The sequence below is a fragment of the Virgibacillus necropolis genome (assembly GCF_002224365.1).
Lineage (GTDB): Bacteria > Bacillota > Bacilli > Bacillales > Amphibacillaceae > Virgibacillus_F > Virgibacillus_F necropolis.
In genome coordinates this window covers 4,077,839-4,089,052 of record NZ_CP022437.1, presented here as the reverse complement: position 1 = coordinate 4,089,052, position 11,214 = coordinate 4,077,839, and the positions used below count along the sequence as shown (strand labels likewise).

General features: G+C 37.0%; 9 protein-coding genes and 2 riboswitches. Of the genes, 7 read left to right on the top strand and 2 right to left on the bottom strand.

Annotated features, from left to right (window positions below):
• Nucleotides 1-46: 46 nt before the first annotated feature.
• From CFK40_RS19385 to CFK40_RS19365, 5 genes are all read left to right on the top strand, one after another.
• On the top strand, nucleotides 47-1,009 hold the full coding sequence (locus CFK40_RS19385) for an AAA family ATPase (protein ID WP_089534017.1): 963 nt from the start codon (nucleotides 47-49) through the stop codon (nucleotides 1,007-1,009).
• Entirely contained in the window at nucleotides 1,009-2,277 is a 1,269-nt protein-coding gene (locus CFK40_RS19380; protein WP_089534016.1) for a DUF58 domain-containing protein, read from the top strand. The genes CFK40_RS19385 and CFK40_RS19380 overlap by 1 nt, the downstream gene beginning before the upstream one ends.
• On the top strand, nucleotides 2,274-4,463 hold the full coding sequence (locus CFK40_RS19375; RefSeq protein WP_089534015.1) for a transglutaminase TgpA family protein: 2,190 nt from the start codon (nucleotides 2,274-2,276) through the stop codon (nucleotides 4,461-4,463). Before CFK40_RS19380 ends, CFK40_RS19375 begins: the two co-directional genes overlap by 4 nt.
• A gap of 48 nt (nucleotides 4,464-4,511) precedes the next feature.
• A riboswitch (purine riboswitch) is annotated at nucleotides 4,512-4,613 on the top strand.
• A 120-nt stretch (nucleotides 4,614-4,733) separates the two neighbouring features.
• On the top strand, nucleotides 4,734-6,269 hold the full coding sequence (gene guaA, locus CFK40_RS19370) for a glutamine-hydrolyzing GMP synthase (protein ID WP_089534014.1): 1,536 nt from the start codon (nucleotides 4,734-4,736) through the stop codon (nucleotides 6,267-6,269).
• Nucleotides 6,270-6,351: 82 nt separating this feature from the next.
• Nucleotides 6,352-6,453: riboswitch (purine riboswitch) on the top strand.
• A gap of 134 nt (nucleotides 6,454-6,587) precedes the next feature.
• Complete coding sequence (locus tag CFK40_RS19365) at nucleotides 6,588-7,922, top strand: NCS2 family permease (protein ID WP_089534013.1); 1,335 nt, start codon at nucleotides 6,588-6,590, stop codon at nucleotides 7,920-7,922.
• A 58-nt stretch (nucleotides 7,923-7,980) separates the two neighbouring features.
• Here the strand turns inward: CFK40_RS19365 and CFK40_RS19360 are convergent, their stop codons facing one another.
• Both CFK40_RS19360 and msrA read right to left on the bottom strand, forming a co-directional pair.
• Nucleotides 7,981-9,150, bottom strand: a complete 1,170-nt coding sequence (locus CFK40_RS19360) for an MFS transporter (protein WP_089534012.1) — start codon at nucleotides 9,148-9,150, stop codon at nucleotides 7,981-7,983.
• 78 nt (nucleotides 9,151-9,228) lie between these two features.
• A complete protein-coding gene (gene msrA, locus CFK40_RS19355) occupies nucleotides 9,229-9,762 on the bottom strand; it encodes a peptide-methionine (S)-S-oxide reductase MsrA (protein WP_089534011.1) in 534 nt (177 codons plus the stop codon).
• Between the two features lie 110 nt (nucleotides 9,763-9,872).
• On the opposite strand from msrA, the gene CFK40_RS19350 reads away from it, so the two are divergent.
• Both CFK40_RS19350 and CFK40_RS19345 read left to right on the top strand, forming a co-directional pair.
• Complete coding sequence (locus CFK40_RS19350) at nucleotides 9,873-10,586, top strand: MOSC domain-containing protein (protein ID WP_089534010.1); 714 nt, start codon at nucleotides 9,873-9,875, stop codon at nucleotides 10,584-10,586.
• A gap of 48 nt (nucleotides 10,587-10,634) precedes the next feature.
• Nucleotides 10,635-11,213 carry a DUF2179 domain-containing protein gene (locus CFK40_RS19345; protein WP_089534009.1) on the top strand — a complete coding sequence of 193 codons (579 nt, stop codon included), beginning with the start codon at nucleotides 10,635-10,637 and terminating at the stop codon, nucleotides 11,211-11,213.
• The last annotated feature ends 1 nt before the right edge of the window (nucleotide 11,214 follow it).

Sequence of the window (11,214 nt, the reverse complement as noted above, 5' to 3'; positions counted from 1 at the left end):
TAATGGAGAAACTACAGTTTACCTTTTGGAAGGGGTCTATATAAATATGATGCAAGACACTACTGTCTATAATGAAACCATTAAAGATGTGTTATCCAGTATTAATAAGGTAATGATTGGAAAGGAAGATGCTGCAAGACTTAGTTTAGTGGCGTTGCTTGCTCAGGGTCATGTACTATTGGAGGATGTTCCAGGTGTTGGAAAAACCATGCTTGTACGAACGCTTGCGAAATCACTAGATTGTGATTTTAGAAGAATTCAATTCACCCCTGATTTATTGCCATCCGATGTAACGGGAATATCCATTTATAACCCAAAAGAATTAGAATTTGAGTTTCGTGGTGGGCCTATCTTAGGTAATATCGTTTTAGCTGATGAAATTAACCGTACCTCACCGAAAACACAGTCAGCATTATTAGAAGGAATGGAAGAAAAAAGTGTAACAGTAGATGGAACAACGATTTCTCTAAAACAGCCTTTTTTCGTTATGGCAACACAGAACCCGATTGAATATGAAGGTACATATCCATTACCTGAAGCTCAGCTTGATCGGTTTTTAATAAAGCTTAAAATGGGTTATCCATCCTATGATAATGAACTTGAAATGCTAGAACGTACATCACTCCAGCACCCTATAGAGACTATCAAGGCAGTAATGGATAGGCAAGAGCTTGTAGAAATACAAGAAGCTGTAAAGAATGTGTATATCGATAAAAATGTACAAAGGTATATTATTAATCTAGTCACTGCGACGCGTAACAATTCTTCTATTTATCTAGGTGTTAGCCCACGTGGATCTATAGCTTTAATGCGCGCGGCTAAAGCACTTGCATATGTGTATGGACGAGATTATGTACTTCCGGATGATGTGAAATATTTAGCTCCATTTGTGCTTACCCACCGAGTTATCTTAACCTCGGAAGCAAAATATGAAGGTATGACTAGTGAAAACGTGATTGCATCCGTTATACAAAACACTTATATTCCTATTCGGAAGGAACTTAGTTAATGAAGGGTACGGTACTTTACCTAGGTAAATTCATTTTTATCGTATTCATTTTTCTATTATTACTTTCCTACGCCATGTTCCAAGGTGGATTTGTTAGCTGGTTCTTATTTTATGGTTTCTTGCCAATTTTCATCTATTTAGTTGGGATACTCCTATACCCAATTAAAAGAATGCATGTTTCAAGGGAGCTCTCGCACCATGTTGTCAGGGCTGGAGATTCTATCCAAGTCACTATTACAATGAAGCGATCCTTTCCATTTCCACTCTATTACTGTATTTGTGAGGAAGTGTTTCCTGATTCGTTAAATAAGGTTGATAATCGGACAGATAACTACCAACAAATGAAAGACCCTTCACAGCTTCATACAGTAAGGAAAATAAAAAAATTAGTATTTGCTGGTTTTAAACGTAAATTTAAATTATCGTATCAAATCGCAGAGATTCCACGTGGTGAGCACCAATTATTTGCCATTCGTTTTCGGACAGGGGATCTGTTTGGATTTATTAAAAAAGAGCATGTTTTTAATACGTTTGATAATTTAATAGCTTATCCAAATGAACATGAAATTCATATAACAGAACGTATAAATAGCTTTGAGCAGGGAGCGGTTACAGCCCAGAACTCAACGCTTAAAAATACAAATATAGCTTCAGGAATAAGGGAATACATGCCTGGCGATAAATTTTCATGGATTGATTGGAAACAGACTGCACGAAAGAATACTGTGATGACAAAAGAATTTGAGCAGGAAAAAAGCACGGATACGATGTTAATCATAGATGGGTGTCATCATGAAAACATGAATGTCTTAGCATTTGAAGCCGCAATTGAAATTTGCCTCTCACTGGTGGAAACCATTCGTAAACAATCTTCCCAAGTTGGCTTTCTTTCCATTGGAGAAAAAAACATGTTTTTCCCTTTACATCATGATCCTATGAAGCAAGCGTTGATCCGGCAGCATTTAACCAAAATACAACCAGGTGGGAACCAAGCTTTTTCAGTGAAATTAAAAGAAGAAGTAAAACGTTTTTCTCCTGGTGTTATCGTAATGGTCATTACAACCAATGTAGATGAGGCATTTAAGCAAACAGTTCAGAAAATGAAGCAACGAACAAAGCGTATTATTGTCTGTTTTATTGAATCTAGTAATTTAATTACAGAAAAACAGCGCCAGCTTATCCAACAGCTAGAATTTGAAGGGATTATAATTAATGTAATGACCGAAAAGCAATTGATTCAAAATAAAATCGAGGTGCGAGTAGTATGAGGCTAACAGCAGAAACGAAAACCCCTTTTATCTATTCATCTATTTTGTATGTAGCTGGATTAATTCTATTTTTAGAGTGGTTGTATCCAGTAAAAGACCTTACAGCTACTAGTAACTTGATTGTATTTATTCTTTATACAGCTTTTTGTTTTTTTATAACGTTAACACAGATAAAATGGTGGATTTCTTTCATCCTGAAAGGTGCAGGCTTGCTATTTGTCTTGAATGGATTGTACTTCCAAGAACTATTCTTTAGTAAAGCATGGGTTAATCACTTACTAGCAGAAGTTTACATGAACATATCAGCTCTTGTAACACAAGATTGGTATAATCTAACACCGATGTTTCGAAGTCTTTTATTTCTGTTGTTAATTTGGTTGATGAGCTATTTAATCTATTATTGGTTCGTCGCAATGAATCGCATATTTTTATTCGTTGTCTTAACATTTGTGTACATTGCCATTTTGGACACATTCACAGTGTTTAATGCGGATGTTGCGATTGTACGAATATTTATTATATCGTTTATTGCATTAGGTTTAGCAAGTTTTATGCGAGAAATGGAAAGAGAGTCCATACGATTTTTGTGGATGAGAAAGGCTGCTGTTTGGATATTTCCATTAATAAGTGTTGTTTTACTATCAACGTTAATTGGATATGCGGCACCGAAGCTTGAACCACAATGGCCTGACCCAGTTCCTTTTATTAAAAGTACAGCAGAAGGAGCTGGTTCCATGAACGGTGGATCTGGTATTCAGAAAGTAGGGTATGGTGAAGATGATACACGGCTAGGTGGATCCTTTATTCAGGATCAAACACCGGTCTTTACAGCGACAACTGAAGAAGAACAATATTGGCGAATTGAGACAAAAGATGTTTATACAGGAAAAGGCTGGGTTAATTCAAGTGAACCTGAATATATTAAACAGGATCCGCAAAATCTATCACTTCAAACGTTTGATGAAAGCGTAAAAACAGAGGAAATGAGTGCGAAACTTAGTTTTACGGGAAATGTTCAAATTCCAAAAGTAATCTATCCGTATGGAGTAGAAGAAATCAGATCTATTGATTCCTTAGATTTATTGTTAGACAGACATTCCGAAGAACTTGTGACGGAATTCAATGATAATGAATTAGTTCTTGATTCGTACAACATGGTCTTTCAAAGTCCATCATTTGAGATTAATTCCCTTAGAAATACGGTTACCTCAGATCCTGAGAACATAAATGAACAATATACACAATTGCCAGAAACGCTTCCTGAACGTGTTGGAGAATTGGCTAGGGAGATAACGGCAGCTGAAGGGAACCGTTATGATAAGGCCCGGGCAATCGAAACCTATTTTGGACAAAATGGGTTTGCATACAATACCACCAATGTCCCTGTCCCAGCGGAAGGTCAAGATTATGTAGATCAATTCTTATTTGAATCTAAAATTGGCTATTGTGATAATTATTCCACATCAATGGTTGTTATGTTACGTACATTAGATATTCCTGCAAGATGGGTGAAAGGTTTTACTGGAGGGGAAAAGGTTGTTGATGGCGTGGGGGGAAATGAGTTAGATCAATATGAGGTCACAAATGCAAATGCTCATTCATGGGTTGAAGTGTACTTTCCAGGTAAAGGATGGGTACCTTTTGAACCAACTCAAGGATTTTCTAACCTTACAGACTTTCAAATTGATGTAGACGTTGATACTGAGGAAGATACTGAAGCTCCTCCATTAGAACAGAACGATATAGAGAAACCAGAACCTAAGGAAGAACAGGAAGAAACAGCTGTTGATACAGCAAGTAAAAGTGAAAACTTCGAATTGAATTGGTGGTATATTGCAGCTGGAATTGCCGTTATTGCTTTACTCGCGTTAATCATTTTTATCATGCGTTACCGTATTCAATTCGCTCTACTTGGAATGAGGCTTAAGACAAATAAAAATGAAAAGACCTACCAAGATGCCTATCATTTTTTGTTGAAGCAACTGGCACATAATGGATTACCGAAAGAATCCAGCCAAACCTTAAGAGAGTATGCTAATAGAATTGATAATCGTTACGAATCAAGTATAATGGGCAAGTTGACAAACTCCTATGAACAAATTTTGTATACAGATACTAATAACTCGGTGGATATTGATAACTTGGCGCAATTATGGAAAGATTTAATAAAGCGAATAAGGTCTTGACCAGGTAATCGTGTGTTAGTAGAATAGATAAAGTGAAACTGCGATAAATAAATTAAATAAAAAGCCGTTCGTATATCCTCGAAAATATGGTTCGAAAGTATCTACCGGTACACCGTAAATGTACTGACTATGAAGGCAAAATCTATATTGGTTACGTATATACATGCCTAGATTTCTGCCTTTGTTGCAATACTATAAAGTAAACTCCTTGATAGTTATTGTATATTTTAAAGGGGAAATCTAGGTTTTTTATATAGAAGGAGCGATGTTATGGAAACGAATGAAATGATTTTGGTATTGGATTTTGGTAGTCAATATAATCAATTGATTACAAGGAGAATACGTGAACTTGGTGTTTATAGTGAACTACATTCGCATAAACTCACTGCAGAAGAAATCGAGCGAATGAACCCAAAAGGTATTATTCTTTCTGGTGGCCCGCATAGTGTTTATGATGAAAATAGTTTTCGTTGCGATAAAGGAATTTTTGACTTAGACATTCCGATTCTAGGGATTTGTTATGGTATGCAATTGATGACATTACATTTTGGCGGAAATGTTACGAAAGCCAAAAATCGTGAGTACGGAAAAGCGCTTATCGAGCTTAGTAATGATCCATTGTTGTTTGAAAACACGCCAAAGAATCAAACGGTTTGGATGAGTCATGGTGATAAAGTATTAGAAGTTCCAGAAGGATTTCATACAGATGCAACAAGCCCATCAACTCCAATTGCTGCAATGAGCAAGCCGGAAAACAAACTCTATGGTGTACAATTCCATCCAGAGGTGCGTCATTCTGAATATGGAAACCATGTGTTAAAGCAATTTGTTTTTGATGTCTGTAATTGTGACGGAGAATGGACAATCGAGAACTTTATCGATATAGAAGTTGATAAGATTAGAGAAAAAGTGGGGAACCGTAATGTATTATGCGCATTAAGCGGTGGCGTTGATTCATCCGTTGTGGCTGCACTTATACACAAAGCGATTGGTAATCAGTTGACTTGTATTTTTGTTGACCATGGACTTCTTCGTAAAAACGAAGGAGATGAAGTGATGAAAGTATTTAAAGATGACTTTCATATGAATATCATCAAAATAGATGCACAGGAACGATTCTTATCCAAACTTAAAAATGTTAGTGATCCTGAAAAGAAACGCAAAATTATCGGAAATGAATTTATTTATGTTTTTGATGATGAAGCCGGAAAACTTACAGATGTAGATTTTCTTGCGCAAGGTACCTTATATACGGATATTATCGAAAGTGGTACAGACACTGCACAAACAATAAAGTCACACCATAACGTTGGTGGTCTTCCAAAAAATATGCAGTTTGAATTAATTGAGCCCCTAAATACATTATTTAAAGATGAGGTCCGCGAGTTAGGATTACAGTTAGGACTTGCTGAATCGATTGTTTGGCGTCAGCCGTTCCCAGGACCTGGACTAGCTATCCGTGTACTTGGTGAGGTGACTGAAGAAAAGCTAGCTATTGTTAGAGAATCTGATGCTATCTTGCGTAAAGTTATTGCAGAAGAAGGTTTGGAACGTGAAATTTGGCAATACTTTACGGTGTTACCGGATATCCGAAGTGTAGGAGTAATGGGTGATGCACGAACGTATGATTATACAATTGGTATCCGTGCAGTAACATCAATTGACGGTATGACATCGGATTGGGCACGTATCCCATGGGATGTTATGGAAAAAATTTCAAATCGAATTGTAAATGAAGTCGAGCATATTAACCGAGTTGTTTACGATGTGACAAGTAAACCACCAGCAACAATAGAGTGGGAATAATTAACTGGAAAACGAACGTTAGTGGTGATTTTTACGCTAATGTTCGTTTTTTGATTGACATTCGTATGGCGAAATAGTACAATTTAATCAATTAAATAGTATGCGTATAATTTAGGGGATATGGCCTAAGAGTTTCTACCAAACTACCGTAAACAGTTTGACTACGCAGTTAAAAGCAAATCTGTAAAATGATGCATTGTTTTTTTGCATACCTTTTTTCTCATTTCTTTTTTCTGAATTAGTTAGGTAGCACTCCTTGAATTAATCAAGTGTGCTATTTTTGGGTATTACTAGAAGAAAGAGTAAGGAGGAGAAGGAATGAAAAAGTATTTTCGCTTTGAAGAGTTAGGTACAAACTATCGTACAGAGTTTGTTGCTGGATTAACGACTTTTTTAGCAATGGCATATATATTATTTGTAAATCCAAACACGCTTGCACTAGTTGGTGTGGAAGAATTACCTGAAGGTGTTACTAGAATTGATCAGGGTGCTGTCTTTACAGCTACTGCAATTGCCGGTGCTATTGGTTCCTTGTTTATGGGGATCATTGCAAAATATCCGATTGCTCTTGCTCCCGGTATTGGTTTAAGCGCATTTTTTGCTTATACGGTCGTGCTTTCATACGGAATTCCTTGGCAAACAGCTTTATCTGGTGTATTAGTATCTGGACTTATTTTTGTTGTTTTAACGTTAACTGGATTACGCGAAAAAATTATTAATGCAATACCTGCCAATCTAAAACTTGCTGTTGGGGTTGGAATCGGCTTTTTTATCGCTTTTATAGGATTTCAAAATGCTGGTATTATTGTTGGTGATGATGCAACACTAGTAGCCTTAGGAGATTTAACGGCTCCAATGGTTATGCTTTCGATTTTTGGTCTAGTAATTTCCGTTGTATTGTTAAGCTTAAATGTTAAGGCTGCTATTTTTTACGGAATGTTACTAACCTCAATTGTTGGTATGCTAACAGGATTAATTACTCCTCCATCAGGGATAAGTGGGATTGTTGGAGAGGTTCCAAGCGTGGCCCCAACATTTGGACAAGCATTTGCGCATTTTGGTGATATTTTTTCAATAGATATGTTAGTCGTTATTCTGACATTTTTATTTGTTGATTTTTTTGACACTGCAGGAACTTTAGTGGCTGTAGCTACACAAGCTGGGTTAATGAAGGATAACAAGTTGCCACGTGCTGGACGTGCATTGTTCGCTGATTCTACTGCAACAGTTGCAGGAGCAATAGTTGGTACATCAACAACAACATCGTATATTGAATCATCTGCAGGCGTTGGTGCAGGTGGACGATCTGGATTTACCGCAGTGGTTACAGGTGGTTTCTTTATCCTTGCGTTATTTTTCTCGCCATTACTAAGTGTTATAACAGCCGAGGTTACAGCTCCAGCTTTAATAATTGTTGGCGTATTAATGGCATCATCGTTAAAGAATATTGATTGGGAACAGTTCGAGATTGCCGTCCCAGCATTTTTGACCATTGTTGCCATGCCACTGACCTATAGTATTGCAACAGGTATTGCACTCGGATTTATTTTCTATCCGATAACGATGATTTTAAAAGGACGTATCAAAGAAATAAACCCTATTATGTACTTGTTGTTCGTTATTTTCGTTCTGTACTTTATTTTCCTTAGTTAGTTAAATGTACGACAAAAAAAGCTGATACATCTCATTTTTGAGGTGTACCAGCTTTTTCTTATTGTTGAACTTTTCTCGTCCCTTTTCCATACGGCAGTATATGATAGACTGTTAGTAAAATCGTTCCTGCCATCGAGAAACACCCCATTACAAAATACAACCTACCGCCACCAAAGGAATCTATCAATGCCCCACCAACAAGTGACCCTACAATTCCCGAAACACCAAAAAATACAGCGAAAAAAACTAGATGCCCAGTAGATTGTAATAATTTTGGAATTAACCGTGAGATATATTGAAATGCAGCTAAGTAAAAGACACCGAATGTTACTCCGTGTAAAAATTGCAGTGCAATGATATAGAATGGATCATCAATTGATGCATAGATAAACCATCTTATACTATATAGTACACCTGCAAAAATAATAAAAACGAGTGTATGGTATTTTTTAAACCATTTTCCGGCAAAAGCAAAAACAAGTGCCTCACTGGCAACACCAACAAACCAGGCTAATCCAACCAGGCCTTCACTACCGCCAAGCTGGGCTATGTATAATCCAATGTAACTGTCATTTGCGCGGTGAGTGATTGTGATAAACATGATAATTGCGAGAAAGATAACAAAAGGCTTATTTGTGAAAATTTGACTAACATCCTTCAGTTGAATTGGATCAGATTCCACTTTCACATCCGTTAATTGAAAAACAACTAATAAGGCGACTACTCCAAAAAATAGGTATGGCCAAATCATATATTGGATTCCAATGGAAGAAAGAACCTCGCCCACAATTAATGAGGATGTAGCAAAACCAATAGAACCCCACATACGAATACCACCAAAAGAAACGTTAAGGTCATCCGCTCGTCGTTGGGCAAGGCTATCACCTAATGCGCCAATTGGTGAAGTGAAAAAGTAAAATACCGCGCCCATCAGAATAATTGCGATTAATCCATTCATCTGAAAGAATAAAACACTACTAAAAAGGAGGCCGATGATACAAATTAAGAGAACCCGTTTGACCGTCTTATATTTATCACTCATATAACCCCAAAAGGGTTGAGCGAAAATTGATGCTAGTGGCCCAACTGCTAAAACCCAGCCGATTTCTGTTCCGTGTAGTCCTTTGTGTTTTAAATATAATGGCAAAAAACTAATGATAATGGTGTTTGTAGCGTGAAAACTAAATAAAAGCATTTTAAGTGGTAACAACGAATTACTATTGGTCAAAGTTAGCCTCCTAACTTATAAGAAGTTGATGTAGTCCGATCAAAATACGAAAGTCTTCCCTCTATTTTAGAGAAAAGACTAATCATTCTTCCAAACTTTTTCAATAAACTCATCGCGCCCAGATTTTGCTCGATCTTGTTTGTATTCTTCTTCATTTGTTTTGTAAAAATCTTGATGGTAATCCTCAGCTGAATAAAAAGTGGTTGCTGGTAGGATTTTAGTTACAATTGGCTTTTTAAATTTACCACTCTGTTTCAATTCTTCTTTGTATGCCTCAGCAGAAACTTTCTGATCTTCGTTGTGATAAAAGATTGCTGCGCGATACGAATCACCGCGATCTTGAAATTGTCCGCCATCATCGGTAGGATCAATTTGTTGCCAAAATATCGTCATAATTTTTTCGTAACCTATTATTTCCGGATCAAATGTTATTTCAACTGCCTCATAATGCCCAGTATCACCAGCCTTTACGGCTTCATATGTTGGATTCTTAACACGACCGCCGGTATAACCAGATACAACAGCATGGACCCCGTCCCACTGATCAAATGGCTTCACCATACACCAAAAACATCCACCTGCAAACGTTGCTTTTTGTAATTGTTTTTTCATAAAAATCATTCCCCATTGTATATTTATTAGAAGAGAATTATAATTTGGTTAATGTGATTAAAGAAAACTAAGTTAATTAACTATATCATACAAAAGGAGTGGGTGGCACGGTGAATGCTCCGCAAATACATAAACTTTTAATTGGTAAAGTAAAACAACTGGGTGATCCAGATTCAAGTAATCGTCTGGATAAACCATGGGAAAGTGGTATGTTTAAAAAAGAAGTAGAGGGGAAATGTTGGTTAAGTTTCACGGGCCTTGAGAATGACGAGGTTGCGGATACGAAGAACCACGGTGGGCCAGAAAAAGCGCTATTTGCTTATCCAATCAACCATTATTCTTTCTGGCAAAAAAGGCTGAATACAGATGAGATGGGTATTGGTGCGATGGGAGAAAATCTTGCAATTAATGAAGCCGATGAATTTTCTATTTGTATTGGTGATACGTTTGAAATTGATGATGCGGTTATTCAAGTTTCCCAACCTAGGCAGCCATGTTGGAAACCGGCTCGCAGGTTTCGTGTCATGGATCTTGCCTTGCAGATTCAAAACAGTGGACGAACGGGATGGTATTTTCGTGTATTAAAGGAAGGCTTTATTTCAAATGGGAGTTCGTTAAAGTTAGTTGAACGTTCCTATCCACAATGGACGATTGCGGCGTGTAATGAGGTAATGCATATTTATAAAGATGATCTTCGTCAAGCTGACGAACTTGCCTCATGTAGTTTATTGGCTCCCAATTGGAAGCGAACCTTACATAAACGGTTACGTGGGCAACAATCTTCTGTCGGAAAACGCATATTTGGACCAAACAAAGAAATTTAATATTGCGTTGGGATTTAATAATGGTGGAAAGTACTGGAGGGTTTAATTTTGCTTGAAAATGCATATATGTTGGTAGTAATTATTCTAATCATTAATATTGTTTATGTTTCCTTGTTTACACTCCGCATGATTTTAACATTAAAAGGTCGTCAGTATATCGCGGCTTTTATTAGTATGTTTGAAATTATTGTGTATGTAATTGGGTTAGGCTTGGTACTGGATAATTTAGATGAAATTCAGAATATCATTGCCTATGCATTAGGTTTTGGAATTGGTGTTGTTGTTGGATCCAAGATTGAGGAAAAGTTAGCACTAGGTTACATTACGGTAAATGTTATTTCATCTGATCCAAACATCGAATTTACACGGAAACTACGGGATAAAGGATACGGTGTGACAAGTTGGTTCGCCTATGGAATGGATGGGGATCGTTTGGTCATGCAAATTCTAACCCCAAGGAAATATGAATTTAAGTTATATGAAACAATCAAAACGATTGACCCAAAAGCCTTTACCATATCCTATGAGCCGAAGCAGATTGTTGGCGGATTCTGGGTGAAGCAGGTGCGTAAGGGTAGACTGGGCAAGAAAAATAATGCAGGTGTAGAATTTAAACCTAAGGATTAAA

What these genes read in the sequence shown, in the direction of transcription:
- CFK40_RS19385 (WP_089534017.1), top strand. Translation starts at nt 47, where the DNA reads ATGATGCAAGACACTACTGTCTATAATGAAACCATTAAAGATGTGTTA.
- CFK40_RS19380 (WP_089534016.1), top strand. Translation starts at nt 1,009, where the DNA reads ATGAAGGGTACGGTACTTTACCTAGGTAAATTCATTTTTATCGTATTC.
- CFK40_RS19375 (WP_089534015.1), top strand. Translation starts at nt 2,274, where the DNA reads ATGAGGCTAACAGCAGAAACGAAAACCCCTTTTATCTATTCATCTATT.
- guaA (WP_089534014.1), top strand. Translation starts at nt 4,734, where the DNA reads ATGGAAACGAATGAAATGATTTTGGTATTGGATTTTGGTAGTCAATAT.
- CFK40_RS19365 (WP_089534013.1), top strand. Translation starts at nt 6,588, where the DNA reads ATGAAAAAGTATTTTCGCTTTGAAGAGTTAGGTACAAACTATCGTACA.
- msrA (WP_089534011.1), bottom strand. Translation starts at nt 9,762, where the DNA reads ATGAAAAAACAATTACAAAAAGCAACGTTTGCAGGTGGATGTTTTTGG.